Here is a 20,189-nt window from a genome sequence, read left to right as displayed (position 1 = left end):
TCCTGTATTTCTCAGTAAAGTGAAAGCTATATATGAGGAAAGTAGTGAGGAATTTCATGCAAAAGCATTTTACCGTCGGCCTGGCCGGGCATGTGGACCATGGCAAGACGACTTTGACAAAGGCATTGACGGGCGTGGACACGGACCGTTTGAAGGAGGAGAAGGAGCGGCAGATTTCGATTGAGCCGGGCTTTGCCCCGCTGCATCTCGAGCAAGGCATCGTCAGCATCGTGGATGTGCCGGGGCACGAGCGTTTCATCCGGCAGATGATTGCCGGGGTGTCCGGGATTGACTTGATGCTGCTGGTGGTGGCGGCGGACGAGGGCGTGATGCCGCAGACGCGGGAGCACCTCGACATTCTGAAGCTGCTTGGCGTCGGGCAGGGCATCGTCGTGATGACGAAGGTGCATGCGATGCCGGAGGATTTGCGCGAGCTGGTAGAGGAGGAAATCCGGGAGGCGCTGCAGGGAACAGTGTTTGCGGATGCCCCCATTCTGCAGGTGGACAGCCTCGACGGAACGGGTATTGTGGAGGTGAAGTCCGCCATCGCGGCAAGGCTTGCGGAGACGAAGGAGCGGAATCATACGGTCCCGTTCCGTATGTCCATCGACCAGGTGTTCACGATTAAGGGAAGCGGAACGGTGGTGCGCGGCACGGTAACGGAAGGAATAGTCCGGGAAGGCGAGCATCTCAGCCTGCTGCCGGTTGGGACAGAGGTGCGGGTGCGGCAGGTGCAGGTGCACGGGCAGGCGCAGACAGAGGCAAGGGCCGGGCAGCGGGCCGCGCTGAATCTGGCGGGGCTTGGCAAGGATGAGGTGGCCCGCGGGGATGTGCTGGCAGCGCCGGATACCTGCCCGGTCACGGAGGTCGTGGACGTAAGGGTGGACTGGCTGGCGGAGGTGCAGCATGGCATCAAGCAGCGCAGTCTTGTGAAATGCCATATGGGAACGGCAGAGGTAATGGCAAAGGTCGTCTTTTTTGACCGGAATGAGGCGGAAGGCGGGCAGGAAGGTGTGTTGTGCCAGCTTCGTTTGGAGCAGCCCGTTGCCAGCAAACGGGGTGATCATTTCATTCTGCGGCGTCCGTCCCCTGTTGAAACGCTGGGCGGCGGCACCGTGATTGACCCGCAGGGCGGCAAGTACCGCTTTGGTCAGGAGACGGTGGAGCAGCTGGCACGCAAGCTGGAGGGGACGCCGATGGAGCGGATTCAGGCTGTGCTGCAGCGGGAGAAGCTGCTGGAGAAACGGGAGCTGCTGGCGCTTGCTTCTATCACGGAGGCGGAGCTGGAAGAGGCAAACCTGATTGCAATCAGTGCCGCTTTTACCTCCCAAGCTGTGGCGGCAGAGGCAGCTGCCGCACTCCAGGCGGAAGTGGGAGCGTACCACGAGAACCACCCAATGCGCCCGGGCATCAGCAAGGCGCAGCTGCTGGAGCGTGTGCCGTATCCGAAGCGTTTGCTGGAGCAGGTTCTCCCGCAAGCCTGCGAGGTCATTGGGCAGCATGTGGCATTGCATAATTTCATTCCCCATTTCCCGGGAAAATGGGCGAAGCGGATGGAACGGGCGCTGGAGACCTTGCGGCAGGATGGCTTTGAGGCAAAGCTCTGGGATGTTTATATGAAGGAAGCAGGCATTCCGCAGCCGGAAGCGGAGGAATTGTCCCATTACCTGCTGCGTACCGGGCAGCTGTACCTGCTGGACAAGCAGCCGGTGTCAGCTGAGGTTTTACAGGATGGCATTGCGAAGCTGCGGGCTGCAAGCGGGGCTTCCTTCAGCATTCAGGAGGCCAAGGATGTGCTGGGGCTGTCGCGCAAGACAGCCATTCCGTTCCTGGAGCTGCTCGACAATCTGGGGCTGACGGAACGGAAGGAAAACCGAAGAGAGTGGAGGGAATCGCATGAAGGAGCATTTGCGCCAGCTGCCGCCCGTCCATGAGCTGCAGCGGGCGCCGCAGTTTGCAGAAATAACGGAGTCCTTTTCATTGACGGGGGAAGCGGTGACGGCACTCCTGCAGGAGCAGATGCAGCATGTCCGCGGGCAGCTGCTTGCGGGATCTTGGGAAGGACCGGCAGTGAAGGAGGAGCTGGCAGCTGCGATTTTTGCCGGGACCAGGGAAGCGGCAAGCCAGCTGACAAAGCCATTTTTGCGGCCTGTCATTAATGGCACGGGTACGGTGCTGCATACGAACCTTGGCCGGGCCCGCCTGAGTGGGGAGGCCGTCCGGCACGCAGCGGAGATTGCCTCCTTTTACTCGAATACCGAGCTTGATTTGCAGACGGGAAAACGGGGCTCCCGCCATGACATTGTCGAGTCCCTTCTCTGCCGGCTGACCGGAGCCGAGGCTGCCATGGTCGTCAATAACAATGCGGCGGCTGTCTATCTCATCCTGCGCGGATTGGCAAAGGGAAGAGAGGTCATTGTCTCTCGCGGCGAGCTGGTGGAAATCGGCGGCTCCTTCCGTGTTTCTTCCATTATGGAGGAGAGCGGGGCGATGCTGAAGGAAGTGGGCACGACAAATAAAACACATCTGTACGACTATGAGAATGCAATCTCGGAAGGGACAGCGATGCTGATGAAGGTGCACACCAGCAACTTTAAAATCATCGGCTTCACTAAAAGCGTGTCTACGGAGGAGCTTGTGTCCCTCCGGCAGCAGCATGATGTCCTGTACTATGAGGACCTCGGCAGCGGCGACCTTCTCGGTTACCGCCACTACGGCATCGGCGAGGAGCCGGTGGTGCGCGAGGTGATTGAAGCCGGGGCGGACCTTGTGTCCTTCAGCGGCGACAAGCTGCTCGGCGGACCGCAGGCGGGCATCATTGCCGGCAAGAAAGAGCTCATTGCCAAGCTGAAAAAGCATCAGCTGGCGCGGGTGCTGCGGGTGGACAAGATGACGCTGGCCGCACTGGAAGCGACACTGCTGTCGTATGTGCGCGGGGAGGCAGGCATGCGGGAGATCCCGACCGTGCAGGCCATCCTGGAGCATCCGGAGCACATTCGGGAACGGGCGGAGCAATTCCGGCAGGAGCTGGAGGGGCTGCCATTTTACAGCCACCGTTTGGAAGAAAGCACATCCATGATCGGCGGCGGCACGATGCCGGATGCCGTACTGCCGACATACGCGGTCGTGCTGCGGCATGCGGGCAAGTCGGCGGCTGAGCTGGCAGCGGCATTACGGGGCACATCAGTTCCTGTAATTGTCCGTGTGCAGGAGGATCAGGTCTGGCTCGATTTCCGCACCATTCCTGCCGCTGAGGTGCCGGTGCTCCTGCAGAGCCTGCAGGAAGTTATGTGAGAAGCAGTTCTAAATGAAGACAGGCAATTATAAGATAAGAGAGAAAGTTTGAAATATTTATGAAATAGGTTGACTCTGGAAATAGTTTCTTTTACAATCGGAATAATGACATACAACTTATCAAGAACAGGCAGAGGGAACAGGCCCGATGAAGCCTTGGCAGCAGCCGCGAAAGCGGAATTTGTGCCAAATCCTGCAGGTGTAATCCTGAAAGATAAGAGAGGTATGAGTGACATATTTTTGTGCACACAACTGCTTTCTCTTATGGGAGGGCAGTTTTTTATTTTATAAAAAAGGGGTGGCAGTATGGGAGAGACGTGGAAGCAGGGGACGATTTGTGTACAGGGTGGCTATTCGCCAAAGAATGGGGAGCCGCGGGTATTGCCGTTATACCAAAGCACGACGTACAAGTATGATACACCGGATGACTTGGCAGCATTGTTCAATTTGCAGGCGGAAGGGTATATTTACACCCGCATCGGCAACCCGACCATCGCTGCCTTTGAAGCGAAGTTTGCCCAGCTGGAGGGCGGTGTCGGGGCGGTTGCGACGGCATCCGGCCAGGCAGCCATCATGCTGGCAATCTTGAACATTTGTAACGCCGGGGACCACCTGCTGTGCGCTTCGACTGTGTACGGCGGTACATACAACCTGTTCGCGGTCAGCCTGAAAAAGCTTGGCATTGAAGCGACATTCTTCAATCCAGACCTCCCGGCAGCGGAAATTGCGGCGCTGGCAAAGCCAAATACACGGCTCGTGTACGCGGAAACGCTGGGCAACCCGGCGATGAATGTACTGGATTTTGCCGCTCTTTCGCAGGCCTCCAAGGAGCTGGGTGTGCCGCTTGTCATTGACAACACGCTGGCAACGCCTTACCTGTGCCGGCCGTTCGAGCATGGCGCCAACATTGTGGTGCATTCCACCACGAAGTACGCGGACGGACATGCGAGCGCCATGGGCGGCATCGTGGTGGACGGCGGCAATTTCGATTGGACCAACGGCAAGTATCAGGAGCTCGTGGAGCCGGATCCAAGCTATCACGGCGTCCGCTATGTGCAGGATTTCGGGGCGGCCGCTTACATTGTCAAAGCGCGTGTGCAGCTGCTTCGCGATTATGGAAACTGCATGAGCCCGTTCAATGCCTATCTCAGCAACCTCGGCTTGGAGACGCTGCATCTTCGCATGGAGCGCCACAGCCAGAATGCCCTGGCCATCGCCAAATGGCTGGAGCAGGATGAGCGCATCAGCTGGGTGAACTATCCGGGCCTCGCAAGCAGCGACCAATATGAACGGGCGCAGGCCTATCTGCCGAAAGGGGCAAGCGGCGTGCTGACCTTCGGGGTGAAGGGCGGCCTGGAGCAAGCAAAAGCATTCATTGAAAACTTAAAAGTGGCAGCATTGGTGACACATGTTGCGGATGCAAGAACATGCGTCATCCACCCGGCCAGCACCACGCACCGCCAAATGACAGAGGAACAGCAGCGCCAAGCGGGCGTGACACCGGACCTCATCCGCCTTTCTGTGGGCATTGAAGACGTAGAAGACCTGATCGCAGACTTAAATCAAGCACTATCTGGAGGAAAGCAATATGCCCATCATCGTGGCTAAGGATTTGCCGGCGCGCAAGGTGCTGGAGAATGAAAATATTTTTGTAATGACGAAGGACCGCGCGGAATCCCAGGATATCCGCGCGCTGCGGATTGCCATCTTGAATCTGATGCCGACAAAGCAGGAAACGGAGGCGCAAATTCTGCGCCTCCTCGGCAACACCCCGCTGCAGCTGGATGTGCACCTGCTTCATATGGAATCCCATACAGCCAAGAACACGTCCCAGGAGCATCTCACCAGCTTTTACCGCACCTTCCGCGACGTGGAGGGGGAGAAGTTCGACGGCCTCATCATTACAGGGGCGCCTGTGGAAACGATGCCTTTTGAGGAAGTGAACTATTGGGAAGAGCTGAAGCGCATCATGGAGTACAGCCTGACCAATGTGACCTCCACCCTGCATATTTGCTGGGGGGCGCAGGCTGGCTTGTACTACCATTACGGCATTAATAAGCACGCGTTGGACCATAAGGTATTCGGCGTATTTGAGCATGAAACAAAGGTGAAGCACATGAAGCTGCTGCAGGGCTTTGACGAATCCTTCCTGGCCCCGCATTCCCGCCATACGGAAGTGCGGCGCGAGGATATCGAACGGGTGCCCCAGCTGCAAATTCTGGCGGAGTCAGAGGAAGCCGGCATCCATATCGTGGCGGACCAGACGGGCAAGCAGGTCTTTGTGTTCGGCCACAGCGAGTACGGCCGGGATACGCTGAAGCAGGAATATGAGCGCGATGTACAGCGCGGCCTGGAGATTGAGGTGCCGAAAAACTATTTCCGCAATAATGATCCGTCCCAACCGCCTTGCGTCAACTGGCGCAGCCACGGGAACCTGCTGTTCTCCAACTGGCTGAATTATTATGTGTATCAAGAAACACCATATGAACTGTAACAGGAAGCGGCGGGTGTTGATCATTCGCCGCTTTTTGCAGAACTGAAGCCTCTGGCACCGTTTTCTTTGCAGGAAGGCTTACATATTGTTCGGAATATTATAAATATATTGTGTTCTGGGTTGCCAGATTATATAATTGCACATAAATGTAAAAGCTGTCTGTCGGTTTTTGTCAGCAGCATGCACGTTATACTACACATAAGGGGGAAGATGGAAATGCAGGAAATTCGCGTTGGCTTATTAGGGCTCGGCACAGTCGGGAGCGGTGTTGTCACCATTATTGAAGACCATCAGGACCGGCTCATGCACCAAATCGGCTGTCCTGTCAAAATCACAAAGGTACTTGTGCAAAATCCAACGAAGGAGCGAGGCGTCCAGCTTCCCCAGGACATTTTAACGACAAATGCCAGTGATATTCTGGAAAATAAAGAGATTGATATTGTCATTGAAGTAATGGGCGGCGTGAACCAGACGCGGGAGTATATCCTGCAGGCGCTGCGCAATGGCAAGCATGTCGTGACAGCCAACAAGGACTTGATGGCGGCGTATGGCACAGAGCTTCTTGCTGTTGCGAAGGAGCACCAGTGCGATTTATTTTATGAAGCGAGTGTTGCCGGTGGTATCCCAATTCTGCGCAGCATCGTCGACGGCCTTTCTTCTGACCGCATCACCAAAATGATGGGAATTGTGAATGGCACAACGAACTTCATCCTGACAAAGATGTCCCAGGAAGGCAAAGCCTATGACGATGTCTTGAAGGAAGCGCAGGAGCTCGGCTTTGCTGAAGCGGATCCGACTTCTGACGTGGAGGGCCTCGATGCTGCCCGGAAAATGACGATTCTGGCGACTCTCGGCTTTTCCACAAACGTGGAGCTGGCAGATGTGAAGGTGAAAGGCATCACATCCATTACTGAGGAAGACCTGGCCTACAGCAAAAACCTCGGCTATACGATGAAGCTGATCGGCCTGGCAAAGCGTGACGGCGATAAGCTGGAGGTTGGCGTGGAGCCGACTCTGCTGCCGAATGCCCATCCGCTCGCATCTGTACAGAACGAGTTCAACGCCATTTATGTGTACGGGGCGGCTGTTGGCGAGACGATGTTCTACGGACCGGGGGCCGGCAGCCTGCCGACAGCGACCTCTGTCGTGTCCGACCTGGTGGCGGTCATGAAGAATATGCGCCTTGGCGTGAATGGCAACAGCGCGGTATCTCCTCAGTATCCGAAGGTGCTGAAGAGCGAGGATGAGGTCATGGCGAAGTACTTCCTGCGCCTGCATGTGCGTGACGAAGTTGGTGTCTTTGCCCGCATTACATCTCTGTTCTCCGAGTACAATGCCAGCTTTGAGCGCATCATCCAGATGCCGCTGGAGGAGCGCGGCACAGCGGAGATTGTGCTCGTGACGCACCGCGCCGTTCTGGCTGATTATAACAAGCTGCTGCAAAAACTGGAGGGGCTTGATGTGGTGAAATCCATCAAGGCAAGCTATCGGATCGAAGGAGATGCACGATGATGTGGAAGGGACTTCTTGCTCAATACCGCGAATATCTGCCGGTGACTGACAAAACACCGCAGCTGACTTTAATGGAAGGCAATACGCCGCTGATCCCGCTTACCTCTCTGTCTGAGGAATGGGGCATTGAATTGTATGTAAAAGTGGAGGGTGCGAACCCGACCGGCTCCTTTAAGGACCGCGGCATGGTCATGGCCGTGGCAAAAGCCAAGGAAGAAGGCAGCAAAACGGTCATCTGCGCTTCTACCGGCAACACATCCGCAGCGGCAGCAGCCTATGCGGCACGCGCGGGCATGAACTGTATCGTTATGATTCCAAACGGAAAAATCGCTTATGGCAAGCTGGCGCAGGCTGTAATGTACGGCGCGGAAATCATCAGCATCGACGGCAACTTCGACCATGCCCTGTCCATGGTGCGCAAGCTGAGCGAAACATCGCCGATCGCGCTGGTGAACTCGGTGAACCCGTACCGCATTGAAGGCCAGAAGACAGCAGCCTTCGAAATCTGCGACGCACTTGGCAGCGCGCCGGATGTGCTGGCCATTCCGGTCGGCAACGCGGGCAACATCACTGCCTACTGGAAGGGCTTCTCCGAGTACCATGCCCTGAAGGGAACAGGTCTGCCGCAAATGCGCGGCTTCGAGGCGGAAGGATCTGCGGCAATTGTCCGCGGCCACCGCATCGAGAATCCGGAGACAGTGGCGACAGCGATCCGCATCGGCAACCCGGCAAGCTGGGATAAGGCGGTTGCGGCAGCGAATAACTCCGGCGGCAAAATTGATGAGGTGACAGACGCGGAAATTCTGGCAGCTTATGAGCTGTTGGCAAAACGCGAGGGCGTATTTGCTGAACCGGCTTCCTGCGCATCCATCGCAGGTGTCATGAAGCAGGTGCAAAGCGGCGAAATTGCAAAAGGAAGCCGTGTGGTGGCAGTTCTGACAGGCAACGGCCTGAAGGATCCGGATATCGCCATTGAAACGAAGAAAATCAAGCCGATTGTGCTGCCAAACGATGAGCGGATTGTGTTTGCGCACATTGAGGGAGTGGTTCTGCAATGACGCAAGGTCCCATGTTTACCATCCAGGTTCCGGCCAGTACGGCCAATCTAGGACCGGGCTTTGATTCCATCGGCTTGGCCTTGGGCAAGTATCTCCTTGTGGATGTGTACGAGGACACGGCCTGGCGCTGTGAAGCGAAATCGCCGATGCTTGCAGGCATTCCGGCAGATGAAAGCAACCTTATTTTCCAGACCGCTTTGGAAGTGGCGTATGAATATAATAAGGCGCTGCCGCATTGCCGTCTGGAAATCGAGAGCGACATCCCGCTGACCCGCGGCCTCGGCAGCAGCGCCTCCGCCATTGTGGCGGGCATTGAGCTGGCGGACGTTCTGTGCGGGCTGCAGCTGACCATGCAGGAAAAGCTGGAGATCGCCTGCTCGATGGAGGGGCACATCGACAATGCCGGTGCCTCCCTCTTTGGCGGATTGATTATCGGCATTTACAACGGACAGACAGCCTCCTACGTCCAGCAGCCGATTGATGAGCTGGAGGTTGTCGCCATTATTCCAGAATATGAATTGAAGACATCGGATGCCCGCAATGCCCTGCCGGCTGAGCTCTCTTACGCAGAAGCCATCCAGGGCAGCGGCATCAGCAACCTGCTCGTGGCTGCCATTCTGAAAAAGGATTGGCAGCTTGCCGGGGAAGCGATGACCCGCGACCTCTTCCATGAGCCGTACCGTGCCCGTCTTGTGCCGGAGCTGCAGGCATTGCGCCAGCTGCCGGCCCATCCTGACCTGTACGGCTACGCGCTCAGCGGCGCTGGCCCGACGGTTCTCTGCTTTGTCCGCAAGGGCGCGGGCAAGCAGGTCGAAGAGGAGCTGCAGCGCCTCTTCCCGGATTGCAGCGTGGAAGCCCTGCCGATTGTCAACGAAGGCTCCAAAGTCATTTTCCATAGCCCGGCCCACCTCGAAAGCTGATGCTTTCGGGGTTTTTATTTTTTGTGGGAATCTGAAATCAGCTGGTGGACTGACCAAGAGAACCTTACCATGTCGTGACAAATTGCTGTCAGAGTCCTTTCTTTTTTGGATTGCCCTCTACAGTTTGGTATAATATGGGCAAATCTGATAGTGGAGAGGGTAGAAATGAGACCTTTATTGATAAAAGCGCTGCTCACGGTTACAGCTGCTTCGCTGCTGCTGTTTCTGTACGGATTCGTGGCCGGTGCCCGTGATGTGCTGTACCCGCAGGCGGGCAGCAGCGTGGCGAAGCCGCAGGAGCAGGCGAAGAAGAAAGCGGGCACGCTGCAGATTGTCAGCCTTGGCGACTCGCTGACGCGCGGCGTGGGCGATAAGGAGGGTATCGGCTATATCGGCCGCGTGAAAACCAGCCTCCAGCAGACATATGGGCAAAAAGCAGCGCTGACCAATCTGGCTGTCAGCGGCGCCAAGGCTCCGGATTTGCTGAAGCAGCTGTCTGACAAGGGGGCGCAGTACACCCTGAAGAGTGCGGACCTGATTGTCCTGACCATCGGCGGCAACGACTTGTTTCCCGATTGGGGTGTGATGGGCACAACGGATTTCTCCAATTATCGTCCGGACACGGCAACCTTCCAGAAGAATGCGCAGGCCATTCTGGCAAAGATTCGTGAGGCCAACCCGAAGAGCCCGATTTTTTGGATGGGATTGTATAACCCGTTTGAGGACGTCCAGGAGCTGAAGAACACGTCTTCCATCGTGGTCAACTGGAATGCTTCTCTGGAACAGACAGCCCTGGCTTATCCGAATGTGTACATTGTGCCGGTATTTGACCTGTTCCAAAGCAGAGGCAAGGACCTGCTGTATACAGACCATTTCCATCCAAATGAGAAGGGCTACGCCTTAATGGCGAACCGGCTGCTGCAGAATCTGGCCAGCCAGCTGAGCCTTGAGGAAGCAGGTGCAAAGAAATGACAAACGTACTTTCTGTAAAAGGCCTGAAAAAAGTCATCGGCAAAAAGACGCTGGTGCAGGATATCTCCTTTGAGGTGAAGCAGGGCGAGGTGTTCGGCTTCCTTGGGCCGAACGGCGCCGGCAAGACAACAACCATCCGGATGCTGGTGGGCCTCATTAAACCGACAGAAGGCTCTATTGCGATTGGCGGCTACGATGTGCGCACGGAGTTCCGCAAGGCCATGCGGCAGGTCGGCAGCATTGTGGAGAATCCGGAGATGTATACTTATCTGACCGGGTGGGAGAACCTGAAGCAGTTTGCCCGCATGCTCGGAGACGTCACCGATGAGCGCATTCGGGAAATTGCAAAAATGGTACATCTTGATCAGCGAATTCATGACCGGGTCAAGACCTACTCGCTTGGGATGAAGCAGCGCCTCGGCATCGCGCAGGCCCTTCTCGGCAATCCGAAGCTGCTCATTCTGGACGAGCCGACCAACGGCCTGGATCCGGCCGGCATCCGGGAGCTGCGGGAGTTTGTCCATCAGCTTGTGCAGGAGCAGAACATCAGTGTGTTCATCTCCAGCCATCTTCTGAGCGAGGTCCAAATGATTTGTGACCGCGTTGCTATCATCAATCACGGAAAAATGATCACTGTTTCCACCATTGAGGATTTAATCAAACGGTCCTCGGACCGGGTGGAGTGGCGGGTCGAGCCGCTGCTGCCGGCCTGGCAGCTGCTGAGTGAGGCGCCGGATATACAGGATGTGGCGGAGGAAGACGGAAGGCTGCTGTGCCGGATGCCGGTGCAGCGCATCAGTGAATATAACAGGAAGCTTGTGGAAGCGGGAATTGCAGTTCACAGTGTACAGGAAGTCGTTGTAACATTGGAAGACCTGTTCATGGAGCTGACGGGAGGCGAAGGCATTGCGTGAGTTTTTCAATCTCATTTATAACGAAGGGGAAAAGATATACCGGAAAAAGCGGGTATTTGTTGTGATGCTCATTCTGCTTGTGCTGATTCCGATCTTTGTGTACGCCCAGTATCGGGAGGTGCAAACGACTGTGAAGCGCTTGGGCACAGCCGACTGGCGTGTCGCCCTGCAGCAGCAAATCGTGGATTCACAGAACCGTCTGAACAGCTCGCGCCTGCCGGAGGATTGGAAGAAGTGGCTGAAGGTGCGCATTGAGCAGCAGCAATACTATCTCGACAATGACATCAACCCGAATGCGCCGGGGGCTCCCACCTTCGTCCGGGCATTTATTGAACAGGGCATCAGCCTGTTTGTACCGCTGCTTGTCATGATTATTGCCATCGATATTGTATCAGGGGAGCGAAGCGACGGCACCATTAAGATGCTGCTGACCAGGCCGGTCCGAAGGTGGAAGGTGCTGCTCAGCAAGTACGTCACCATGCTGTTGTTCGTCTCCCTGATTGTACTGATGGTCGGGATAATCGCATATCTCCTGTCCGGTGTCGTCTTTGGCTACAGCGGCTGGAACCTCCCAGTTCTGACAGGCTTTGTGGTGAGCGGAGACAATTTGGATACCAGCCTGGTCCACCTTATTCCGCAATGGCACTATATTTTGATGGCCTACGGCTTGGCGTGGTTCGTGGCTGTGGTGGTCGGCACCATTTCCTTTATGGTATCCGTCCTCATCCGCAACACACCGGCCGGCATGGGCGTCATGCTGGCGGCGCTGATTGCCGGGGGCATCCTGAGCGGCTTTGCGACCTCCTGGGAGGGCGCAAAATATATCTTCAGCGTCAATCTGCAGCTGACAGACTATCTTGCCGGACAGCTCCCTTCTTTAAAGGGCATGTCCATGGGCTTTTCCCTGATGAATCTGAGCATCTGGGCGGCTGGCTCCCTGCTGGTCGCGTTCCTTGTGTTCACGAAGCAGGATATGTCAAGCTAATAGAAAAAGGACAGCCGCGGCTGTCCTTTTCCGCTATGCTTCGGTATGTTCCGTTTTATCCGACACTTCTTCCTCTTTATCTACATAAATTCCCCATTTATATACAGATATTGAGATTTTATATACAACTTTTTGGAATTTATCTACAAAAACAATGGAAACAGGATGAGTCATCCTGTTTCCATTCTGCGAAGCTTATAATAGAGAGCCGCCAGAGCCATAGCCAGGGCACCGGTGGACCAAGGCCAAAGCAGGTTATCTGTCATGTACATGAAACCGAAAAGAAGCAGGAACAGAATGCTACCGATGCTGAAAGCCACTGGCGACTTGCGGGCGACTCCCCAGGCAATACAGAAGGGAATGCCGATTATAATCAGCAGAAGCAGCAGGGCAACAACAGAGAACATGGCTTCCCAAAAGAGTTCCATCATCATCACCGCCCCTTTGCTTTTCGCAGTATAAAAGCAGCCGCAAACAGCACGATTGTGATGGTAACAAGCGACAAAGGATTCAGCCACGCGGCGGAGAGATCAAACCAGTACACGAGCCCCGACAGGAGGAGGGAACACAGGCCGCCAACCGCAAACGCACGCGGCGATTTCCGCCAGATGCCCCATACGGCCGCAACCGGAATCCCAATGATGCAGCCCCACAGAACGAAGCCGAATACATAAAACAGAAGGTCGGTCCAATGTCCAGAAAGTCCATCAAACATCTCAATCACTTCCCTTCACTATATATATACGCGCCTCCTCCCCAAAAGCCTTGTGGCAGTTTTCGCAACTATTTGCCGCGCCGCTTCTGAAATACGTTGAAGCCCTGCTCCGCAATGGTCTGCAGGAGGGAGGCCCAGGCACCCCGCTTCGGGTCCGGCTGCTTCCCTTTCCCAATCCGGGCCAGCTGCTGTTCGTACCAGATGAGCTCCAGCATGGCCGCATCATCAAGGGCCTTCACCCCGGTCAGCACAGGCGGCAGCTCGCGGGACTCTTCGTCCCCGGCCAATATCTTATTTGGCAAATCCGGCTCCACTGCTAAGGGCCGGGCCAAGCCGACCATGTCCGTTGCGCCCTTCTGTACTGCCCGGCCCATGCCCGCGGCCGAACGGAAGCCGCCGGTCACGACGAGCGGCACATCCACGAGCTGGCGAACCTGTTCTGCGTAAGTTAGAAAATACGCTTCCCGCTGCCGGGTGCTCTCCCTTACGTTCTTCCCGGTCATGCTGGGGCTTTCGTATGTGCCGCCGGAAATTTCAATGAGGTCGATGCCGGCATCGGCAAGTGCCAGCACCACCTGCATGGACTCCTCTTCCGTGAAGCCGCCGCGCTGGAAGTCTGCCGAGTTGAGCTTCACCCCAATCGGGAAGTCCTTGCCTGTCTTGTACCGGATGTTGTAATAGATTTCAAGCAGGAAGCGCATCCGGTTTTCCAGGCTGCCGCCCCATTTGTCCCCGCGCTGATTGTGAAGCGGGGAAAGAAATTGGCTGACGAGGTAACCGTGGGCTGCGTGGATTTGCACACCGGTGAAGCCGGCCCGCTTCGCGATTGCGGCCGCATTGCCGAACCGCTCAATGAGGTCCTGAATTTCGGGCTCTGTCAGTGCCCGGGGTGTCCCGAAGAATTTGGCCATGCTGCCGGACATCGGCAGGGCACTCGGTGCCACGGTTTCCTGTACAAGCGCCTGGAAGGCCTGCTTGCCGGGATGGTTCAGCTGCATCCACAGGTGCGTACCATTTTTCGTGCCGGCTGCCGCCCATGCCCGGAACAGGTCCAGATTTTGTTCATGCTCCAGCACGACGTTGCGGGGCTCTCCGATTGCCTTGGCATCAATCATGACATTCCCTGTCACCACAATTCCGCTGCCGCCTTCCGCCCACTCTTCATACAACCGGTGCAAAAGCGATGTCGGACGATGGTCCACAGTGGACAGGCCCTCACTCATGGCTGACTTGAAAAAGCGGTTCTTCACCACGGCGCCGCAGGGCAGCGCCAAGGACTGGCTTAATGCATCTGCAAATTCCATTTCAACCCCTCCCATTCTCCTTTTTCGTCTCCTTATTGTATCATGGAAGAACATGGGTCAGATAATAAGGAAAAAAGGAAGTGACAAGCATGGCACCCATTTTAACAAACGACTGGGCACCTCTTTTGGAAGAGGAATTTCATAAGCCATACTACCTGCAGCTGCGGGAATTTTTACAGGATGAATATGCGGCGCATCAGGTGTATCCGCCGATGCATGACATCTTCAATGCCTTGCATTTTACAGGCTATGCGGCCACCAAGGTGGTCATTCTCGGTCAGGACCCGTACCATGGACCGGGGCAAGCCCACGGTCTGAGCTTCTCCGTGAAGCCGGGCGTGAAAACGCCGCCGTCTCTGCGCAATATGTACAAGGAGCTGCAGAGTGATCTGGGCTGTACCATTCCGAACAACGGCTATCTGGTCAAATGGGCGGAGCAGGGTGTCCTGCTGCTGAACACGGTGATGACAGTGCGGGAGAGCGAACCGAACTCCCACAAAGGAAAAGGATGGGAAACTTTTACGGACAGGGTCATACAATTATTGAATGAGAGGGATGAGCCTGTCATCTTCGTCCTGTGGGGCAGCCACGCGCAGAAAAAGAAGGCGATTATCACCAATCCGCGGCATCATATCATTGAAGCGCCGCATCCGAGCCCGCTTTCTGCCAGCAGGGGCTTCTTCGGCAGCCGTCCGTTTTCCCAAATCAACGCCTATCTGCGGACAGCCGGCAAGCAGGAGATTGATTGGCAAATCCCCGATTTATAAGGGGGAGTTTCATGCGGCGCAGCAAGCGCATTGTTGTTCTGTCACACTGTCTGTTGAATCAGAATACGGTCATCCATGAGGAAGCCCGGGCGATGGGGGCGGTATCCTCGGTGGTGAACTGGGCACTGGAGGGCGGCTACGGTCTCGTGCAGCTGCCCTGCCCGGAGTTCACCTTTCTCGGAGAGGACCGCCCGCCGATGACCTATGAGCAGTACGACAACCCGGCTTACCGGAGCCATTGCCGGCAGATTTTGCAGCCCATCATTAAGCAACTGCAGGAATATCAGCGCGCGGGCTATGAGCTGACCGGGTCTGTGGGCATCGGCAGGAGCCCGTCCTGTGACCCGGGGCGCGGTGTGTATATGGAGGAATTCCGGCAGCTCCTGCAGGAAGCGGAATTGGAGCTGCGGCACTCTTGGTTCCTGCCTCCGGTTGAGGATCCCATTTTTGACCCGGACCGCCATAAGGCGTTCTGATTGGTGGAAAGCGAACTGTCTTGCTATACTGAAGGAAAAAAGGGGATTTTATGAAAATTCTAGTATTTTCAATGGCGACCATCATGAAGGACGTATCCATGGGCGGCTCCCAGCGGCATCTGCGCGAGCTGGTCATGTATTTTGCGGAGAAAGGGCACCAGGTGACGGTGCTGACAAATGGCCGGAGCGACAACCGGGAGCCCTTCCAGCTTTGTGAGGGTGTGGAGGTATTGCCGATCTTGCGCTTCAAGGAGACCTTCCCGATTCCGTATGACACGCATCCATTCCACTTGGCGCATTCCTATGACATCATCCGCCGCTATGCCAAGGAGCATGATGTGTTTTACATCCACGATGCCCAAATGGACTACAGCTACCTGCATGCGGGGATTCCGACGGTCGCTTCTATTAAAAACTTTATCTATCCGGAAGCGCTGATTTCCGCCTTCCATACGAATCGCGACCGGCTCATTGTTGCATGCGAATACACGTATGAATGTGTGAAGGGAACGGTGGGCCGGGTGCTGCCGCGAATTGACGACATTTTGACCGTGGTGCGGAACGGCATTGACCTGCAGACCTACAAGCCGTCACCAAGCCAGTGGCGTGAGAAACTGGGTCTTGCGGCTGACGACTTTGTTGTCTTGTTCCCGCACCGCCCTGACCTCGGCAAGGGAATTCTCGAATCCTTCCAGGTGGTGGCCAAGCTGCAGGGGCGGATGGAACGTCCAGTTAAGCTCATGATGCCGCGGCACTTTGACGTGAATGTGTCTTCAGGTACGGTTGCCTTTTACGAGGAAATGGAGAAGAAGGCAGCGGAATATGGGGTGGAGAGCATTGTGTACTATCCATGGCTGCCAGGGCATGAGATGCCTGAAATATACTCCATGGCTGACGTCACGCTTTGCATCGGCCATTTCATTGAGGCATTCGGCTATGTGCAGATTGAATCCATTGCCTGCGGCACGCCTGTTGTGGTGTCCAAGGTGGGGGCGCAGCGGTCCATTGTGCCGGACGGCTATCATCTGGAGAAGGTGGATTACGGGGATATCGAGGGAACGGTGGAAGCGGTGCTGAAGCTGGCGGGGCAGCCGGTGGATGTGGAACGGGTACATACCTTCCTGCATCGGGAATACAGCTACGAGGCAAATCTCGCAGGCTATGAAAAGCTCATTACAGGCTGTGTTCCTTATGAGGGGGATTTGAGCGCGGAAGCAGAGGACCCGCGCCTGTATAAGCTGGCGCCGTGGTGTGATTTGTCAGAGAAGGGCATCTATCATGACTACCTGCATCAGTACTTGCCGAAGGATGAGCTATATGAGTTCTTGAAGCTGCAGACGGGTCCGTTTTCTGAGGCGCCGCAGTTGGAGAAGGCGTTGGAAGAAGGGATTGTTGTGCCAATCTAAAAGAGGGTGACGTGTGTCACCCTCTTTTATCGATAAATTGAAAAAAGTGATTGATAACTTTAGAAAATTGATAGATAACCTGAAAAAAGTGATAGATAAAACCTATACCCCGGCCGGCTGCTTCAGGACAAACTCCTCTACGACCTTGGCGACACCATCATTCATGTTGGTATCCGTCACATAATCCGCCTGCTCCTTGATATCATCCGGCGCATTGCCCATGGCCACGCCAAGGCCGGCGAATTCAATCATAGCCAGATCGTTGTAGCTGTCACCCATCGCAATGACTTCCTCGCGGGTGATGCCCAACTGTCCAATAAGGTGGCTCAGGCTTGTCCCTTTGGTGACGCCAGCTTCTGTGAACTCCAGGAAGAATGGTTTCGAGCGCATCACGCTCAGCTCACCGGCCAGTTCATCCTGCAGCTTTTTTTCCACTGCCGCGAGACGCTCAGGGTCTTCCATCATCAGCACCTTCACCACCGGCTCGCGCACGGCATCGTGGAAGCTTTGCACCTCCACAATCGGCATGCCTGTAATCACGCCCTCGATTTCTGTGTACTGATTGTTTGCCTCTGTGACGATGGCATCGTTCACATAGGTTTGAATCCAAACATCCTCGCGGCGGCTCAGGTCATACAGACGGTGTGCCATTTCCGGGGAAAGGGTACTGTTGAACAGCTCTTCATCCGTCTGGCAGTTGATAATCTTTGCCCCGTTGAAGGATAAAATAAAGCTGCCGTATTCCTGCAGGCGCAGTTCCTTGGCGATGGCGCGCATCGCATAGGTCGGGCGGCCGGATGCCAGAACAACCTTAACCCCCTGCTCTTGTGCCGTCATCAAAGCTTCCTTAGTGCGCGCAGAAATGGTATGGTCATCGCGTAGCAATGTGTCATCCAAATCGAGAACAATCATTTTATATGTCATGCAGTGTCATCCTTCCTCTAGGAATCTACTACAATCCTAACAATCTCCCCTTGCCGTGGCAAGGGGAGTCATTTCCAATCAGGCGCGCTGCCGCGCTTTGGAGGACAGGACCTCCAACAGGATGACGATCACAGATCCGAGAACAAGGCCATTGCTGAGCAGTGAGGTCAGGAATGGCGGGAAGGAAGCCCAGGCGCCGGATGGCACGAACATGACACCGATCCCGGTGAACAGGCCGAGGCCTGTCGTCCGGCGCAGCCTTTCCTTGTCTGTTACGCTGTCATATTCCCGGAAGGCCAATCCCACCATGCCGGCGAATACGGGATAAATGGCTGCGTAGCCGATGGCAGCGGGGATTGTTGCAAAAAAGGCTGTGACGCCAGGCAGGAGGCTGATCAGAATGACCAGCCCGGAGCCAAGCAGGAATGGCAGCCTTTTGTTGATGCGGGTTGCTGCGATAAATCCGGCAGATCCGGAAATGGCAACAGGGCCAACCGCAGAGAACATGCCGCCTAGTATTTGTGCCACACCGGACATGATGCCGGCCTGCTTGAAGCGGTTTGCTTCAAACGGCACCTCCTGGCGGGCCAGGACCTGCTGGACGACGCGGATGCTGGCCAGCATATTGGTCAAGAGCAGCAGCGTCACGATTATGACCGTAATGACCATGCTTCCCTCAATCCGCGGCATGCCGAATACGAACAGCTTTGGCAGCTGAAACAGCGTATCGGAATGCGGGATGGGCTTTGTCAGGCCGAATAGATAGAATAGCAGCCAGCCGCCGCCCATGCTGAGCAGCACGGAATAGGAGCCGACATATGGCAGCTTCACAGCCAGAATGGCAATGGCAACGACGATGATGGACAGCGCGAACATGCTTCCGTTCCCGGCCGGATTCGCGTTGCTGGTTCCCAGCATGCCCTTCAGGAAGGAGCCGCTCAGCTGCGCGACAAGCAGGAACAAATAGGTGCCGACAACGGTCGGCGTGAAGTAGCGCACGAGCTTGTCCACCAGCCCGAACAGGCTGAGCAGGATACAGATGATGCCGCTTAGAATGAAGGAATACTGCAGCACCTGCAGGGTGGCCCCGGTGGAGCCGAACAGGACGGAGCCGAGCCCGGCATACAGGGTCATCACGCCCCACCAAAGCCCGGCCGGCCCTTCATAGACGGGGAGGCGGTGCCCGAACAAGGCCTGCAGGAAGCCGGCGATGCCGAGCACGAACAAGGTCCGCTGCACGAAGGCCACGGCGTCCGCGCCCTCCAATCCATAGGAGGAAGCCACACTGATCGGCACGACAAGGCTGCCGGCCAAAATAAAGAAAGCCCATTGCAGGGCTGAAAAGAAGAGTTTCATGAAATCAGCCTTTCTTTGTTAAAATAGGGAGAGGCATTGTCTTCCTTTCTATAGTATATACCTGTTTCCTACAATCTGGCAAAGAGGGGTGGTCCTCATGTACGCATCGAAGCAGCTGGGCATCGCCGTCCTCAGCATGCTTGCCGTCATTATCGTCGGCACCTTCGGGTTTATGTGGCTGGAGGAAATTGATCTGTTTCACTCGCTCTGGATGACGGTCATTACGGTGCTGACAGTCGGCTATGGGGATGCCATTCCTATTACGAGAGGCGGAAGGATTTTCGCGCTGCTGATCATTCCCATGGGCATCGGGATTGCCACCTATGCGATTGGAGCGGTGACCGCACTTATTATTGAGGGCAATATTTTTCAGGCAGTCGGGAGGAGACGTATGGAGAAGCAAATTGCCAGGCTGCAGGACCACATTATTGTGTGCGGCTATGGGCGGGTTGGCGCCCAGGTCGTGCAGGAGCTGCAGCAAAAGGACATTCCGCTGGTCGTCATTGATAAGGAGCTGAGCCTGCTGGAGGGGGAGGGCATCCCCTTTATCGAGGGAGATGCCACGGAGGATGAGGTGCTGCAGCGGGCCGGGATTACCAGGGCCGCCGGGCTTGTGGCTGCCCTGCCGCAGGATGCCCAGAACGTGTTCATCACCCTGACCGCACGGGGCATGCAGCCGGACATCCAGATTGTGGCGCGGGCCGAGCGGACGAACTCGGAGGAGAAGCTGCGCCGGGCCGGCGCTGACAAGGTGATTAACCCGGCGAGCATTGCCGGGCGCCGCATTGCCATGGATATCGTCAAGCCCCTCAGTGTCAGCTATGTGGATACCATCCTGTATGACAATGAGGATGTATTCGGCATTGAGGAGATTCAGCTGAGCGAGGGAGCCGCACTGATTGGCAAAACACTGCGGGAGAACGACTTGCGCGGCCGCTTCCATGTAACCGTGCTGGCCATTCTCCGCGGCGGCCAGGTGCGGCACAACCCGGCCGGGGAGGAAATGCTGCATGAACGTGATATGATTATTGTGTTCGGTCCGATGGAACAATTAAGACAGCTGGAGAAGGCTTGTCAAATGACAGAATGAGG

Annotated in this window: 19 protein-coding genes and 1 riboswitch; of the genes, 14 read left to right on the top strand and 5 right to left on the bottom strand. The window is 55.9% G+C overall.

The window, feature by feature from the left end; genetic code table 11:
• Window positions 1-56 precede the first annotated feature (56 nt).
• The 10 genes from selB to NK662_RS05650 all read left to right on the top strand — a co-directional run bounded on the left by selB (window position 57) and on the right by NK662_RS05650 (window position 12,149).
• On the top strand, window positions 57-1,934 hold the full coding sequence (gene selB / locus NK662_RS05695; RefSeq protein WP_254757933.1) for a selenocysteine-specific translation elongation factor: 1,878 nt from the start codon (window positions 57-59) through the stop codon (window positions 1,932-1,934).
• Window positions 1,897-3,294, top strand: coding sequence for an L-seryl-tRNA(Sec) selenium transferase (selA, locus tag NK662_RS05690; RefSeq protein ID WP_254757932.1), 1,398 nt, complete (start codon window positions 1,897-1,899; stop codon window positions 3,292-3,294). Before selB ends, selA begins: the two co-directional genes overlap by 38 nt.
• Window positions 3,295-3,408: 114 nt before the next feature.
• Window positions 3,409-3,515, top strand: a riboswitch (SAM riboswitch).
• Between the two features lie 85 nt (window positions 3,516-3,600).
• Window positions 3,601-4,902: a bifunctional O-acetylhomoserine aminocarboxypropyltransferase/cysteine synthase gene (locus NK662_RS05685; protein WP_254757931.1), complete on the top strand. Its 1,302-nt coding sequence runs from the start codon at window positions 3,601-3,603 to the stop codon at window positions 4,900-4,902.
• A complete protein-coding gene (gene metA / locus NK662_RS05680) occupies window positions 4,883-5,788 on the top strand; it encodes a homoserine O-acetyltransferase MetA (protein ID WP_254757930.1) in 906 nt (301 codons plus the stop codon). The genes NK662_RS05685 and metA overlap by 20 nt, the downstream gene beginning before the upstream one ends.
• A gap of 216 nt (window positions 5,789-6,004) precedes the next feature.
• On the top strand, window positions 6,005-7,300 hold the full coding sequence (locus tag NK662_RS05675; RefSeq protein ID WP_254757929.1) for a homoserine dehydrogenase: 1,296 nt from the start codon (window positions 6,005-6,007) through the stop codon (window positions 7,298-7,300).
• Entirely contained in the window at window positions 7,300-8,358 is a 1,059-nt protein-coding gene (thrC, locus tag NK662_RS05670; protein ID WP_254758039.1) for a threonine synthase, read from the top strand. Before NK662_RS05675 ends, thrC begins: the two co-directional genes overlap by 1 nt.
• Window positions 8,355-9,278: a homoserine kinase gene (gene thrB, locus NK662_RS05665; RefSeq protein ID WP_254757928.1), complete on the top strand. Its 924-nt coding sequence runs from the start codon at window positions 8,355-8,357 to the stop codon at window positions 9,276-9,278. Before thrC ends, thrB begins: the two co-directional genes overlap by 4 nt.
• Before the next feature lie 165 nt (window positions 9,279-9,443).
• Window positions 9,444-10,250, top strand: a complete 807-nt coding sequence (locus NK662_RS05660) for an SGNH/GDSL hydrolase family protein (RefSeq protein ID WP_254757927.1) — start codon at window positions 9,444-9,446, stop codon at window positions 10,248-10,250.
• Window positions 10,247-11,164 (top strand): ABC transporter ATP-binding protein, encoded by a 918-nt coding sequence (locus tag NK662_RS05655; protein WP_254757926.1) that lies wholly within the window; start codon window positions 10,247-10,249, stop codon window positions 11,162-11,164. Before NK662_RS05660 ends, NK662_RS05655 begins: the two co-directional genes overlap by 4 nt.
• Window positions 11,157-12,149 carry an ABC transporter permease gene (locus NK662_RS05650; RefSeq protein ID WP_254757925.1) on the top strand — a complete coding sequence of 331 codons (993 nt, stop codon included), beginning with the start codon at window positions 11,157-11,159 and terminating at the stop codon, window positions 12,147-12,149. Before NK662_RS05655 ends, NK662_RS05650 begins: the two co-directional genes overlap by 8 nt.
• 170 nt (window positions 12,150-12,319) lie before the next feature.
• On the opposite strand, the gene NK662_RS05645 is transcribed toward NK662_RS05650, so the two are convergent.
• The 3 genes from NK662_RS05645 to NK662_RS05635 form a co-directional block, all read right to left on the bottom strand.
• Window positions 12,320-12,580, bottom strand: a complete 261-nt coding sequence (locus NK662_RS05645) for a hypothetical protein (RefSeq protein ID WP_254757924.1) — start codon at window positions 12,578-12,580, stop codon at window positions 12,320-12,322.
• A gap of 2 nt (window positions 12,581-12,582) precedes the next feature.
• Window positions 12,583-12,864, bottom strand: a complete 282-nt coding sequence (locus tag NK662_RS05640; protein ID WP_254757923.1) for a hypothetical protein — start codon at window positions 12,862-12,864, stop codon at window positions 12,583-12,585.
• Between the two features lie 68 nt (window positions 12,865-12,932).
• On the bottom strand, window positions 12,933-14,168 hold the full coding sequence (locus NK662_RS05635; RefSeq protein ID WP_254757922.1) for an NADH:flavin oxidoreductase/NADH oxidase family protein: 1,236 nt from the start codon (window positions 14,166-14,168) through the stop codon (window positions 12,933-12,935).
• Between the two features lie 89 nt (window positions 14,169-14,257).
• Between NK662_RS05635 and NK662_RS05630 the strand changes: the two genes are divergently transcribed.
• Genes NK662_RS05630 through NK662_RS05620 form a run of 3 tightly spaced genes read left to right on the top strand, consistent with a single transcriptional unit; the run spans window position 14,258 to window position 16,817 of the window.
• Window positions 14,258-14,935: a uracil-DNA glycosylase gene (locus NK662_RS05630; protein WP_254757921.1), complete on the top strand. Its 678-nt coding sequence runs from the start codon at window positions 14,258-14,260 to the stop codon at window positions 14,933-14,935.
• An 11-nt stretch (window positions 14,936-14,946) separates the two neighbouring features.
• Window positions 14,947-15,411 (top strand): CD3072 family TudS-related putative desulfidase, encoded by a 465-nt coding sequence (locus tag NK662_RS05625; RefSeq protein ID WP_254757920.1) that lies wholly within the window; start codon window positions 14,947-14,949, stop codon window positions 15,409-15,411.
• Window positions 15,412-15,461: 50 nt separating this feature from the next.
• Complete coding sequence (locus NK662_RS05620; protein WP_254757919.1) at window positions 15,462-16,817, top strand: glycosyltransferase family 4 protein; 1,356 nt, start codon at window positions 15,462-15,464, stop codon at window positions 16,815-16,817.
• Between the two features lie 102 nt (window positions 16,818-16,919).
• On the opposite strand, the gene NK662_RS05615 is transcribed toward NK662_RS05620, so the two are convergent.
• On the bottom strand, window positions 16,920-17,741 hold the full coding sequence (locus tag NK662_RS05615) for a Cof-type HAD-IIB family hydrolase (protein WP_254757918.1): 822 nt from the start codon (window positions 17,739-17,741) through the stop codon (window positions 16,920-16,922).
• A gap of 78 nt (window positions 17,742-17,819) precedes the next feature.
• Window positions 17,820-19,097 carry a purine/pyrimidine permease gene (locus tag NK662_RS05610; RefSeq protein ID WP_254757917.1) on the bottom strand — a complete coding sequence of 426 codons (1,278 nt, stop codon included), beginning with the start codon at window positions 19,095-19,097 and terminating at the stop codon, window positions 17,820-17,822.
• Between the two features lie 97 nt (window positions 19,098-19,194).
• Between NK662_RS05610 and NK662_RS05605 the strand changes: the two genes are divergently transcribed.
• Window positions 19,195-20,187 carry a potassium channel family protein gene (locus NK662_RS05605; RefSeq protein ID WP_254757916.1) on the top strand — a complete coding sequence of 331 codons (993 nt, stop codon included), beginning with the start codon at window positions 19,195-19,197 and terminating at the stop codon, window positions 20,185-20,187.
• Window positions 20,188-20,189: the final 2 nt, after the last annotated feature.

The organism is Ectobacillus ponti (genome assembly GCF_024294785.1).
Taxonomy (GTDB): domain Bacteria; phylum Bacillota; class Bacilli; order Bacillales; family Bacillaceae_G; genus Ectobacillus; species Ectobacillus ponti.
This window is presented reverse-complemented; position numbering and strand designations above follow the sequence as displayed.

Coding starts and splice junctions, on each gene's coding strand:
- NK662_RS05645 (WP_254757924.1), bottom strand. CDS start 12,580: ATGATGGAACTCTTTTGGGAAGCCATGTTCTCTGTTGTTGCCCTGCTG.
- NK662_RS05675 (WP_254757929.1), top strand. CDS start 6,005: ATGCAGGAAATTCGCGTTGGCTTATTAGGGCTCGGCACAGTCGGGAGC.
- selA (WP_254757932.1), top strand. CDS start 1,897: ATGAAGGAGCATTTGCGCCAGCTGCCGCCCGTCCATGAGCTGCAGCGG.
- NK662_RS05640 (WP_254757923.1), bottom strand. CDS start 12,864: ATGTTTGATGGACTTTCTGGACATTGGACCGACCTTCTGTTTTATGTA.
- selB (WP_254757933.1), top strand. CDS start 57: ATGCAAAAGCATTTTACCGTCGGCCTGGCCGGGCATGTGGACCATGGC.
- NK662_RS05615 (WP_254757918.1), bottom strand. CDS start 17,741: ATGACATATAAAATGATTGTTCTCGATTTGGATGACACATTGCTACGC.
- NK662_RS05610 (WP_254757917.1), bottom strand. CDS start 19,097: ATGAAACTCTTCTTTTCAGCCCTGCAATGGGCTTTCTTTATTTTGGCC.
- NK662_RS05625 (WP_254757920.1), top strand. CDS start 14,947: ATGCGGCGCAGCAAGCGCATTGTTGTTCTGTCACACTGTCTGTTGAAT.
- NK662_RS05605 (WP_254757916.1), top strand. CDS start 19,195: ATGTACGCATCGAAGCAGCTGGGCATCGCCGTCCTCAGCATGCTTGCC.
- NK662_RS05635 (WP_254757922.1), bottom strand. CDS start 14,168: ATGGAATTTGCAGATGCATTAAGCCAGTCCTTGGCGCTGCCCTGCGGC.
- thrB (WP_254757928.1), top strand. CDS start 8,355: ATGACGCAAGGTCCCATGTTTACCATCCAGGTTCCGGCCAGTACGGCC.
- NK662_RS05630 (WP_254757921.1), top strand. CDS start 14,258: ATGGCACCCATTTTAACAAACGACTGGGCACCTCTTTTGGAAGAGGAA.
- NK662_RS05660 (WP_254757927.1), top strand. CDS start 9,444: ATGAGACCTTTATTGATAAAAGCGCTGCTCACGGTTACAGCTGCTTCG.
- NK662_RS05655 (WP_254757926.1), top strand. CDS start 10,247: ATGACAAACGTACTTTCTGTAAAAGGCCTGAAAAAAGTCATCGGCAAA.
- metA (WP_254757930.1), top strand. CDS start 4,883: ATGCCCATCATCGTGGCTAAGGATTTGCCGGCGCGCAAGGTGCTGGAG.
- NK662_RS05620 (WP_254757919.1), top strand. CDS start 15,462: ATGAAAATTCTAGTATTTTCAATGGCGACCATCATGAAGGACGTATCC.
- thrC (WP_254758039.1), top strand. CDS start 7,300: ATGTGGAAGGGACTTCTTGCTCAATACCGCGAATATCTGCCGGTGACT.
- NK662_RS05685 (WP_254757931.1), top strand. CDS start 3,601: ATGGGAGAGACGTGGAAGCAGGGGACGATTTGTGTACAGGGTGGCTAT.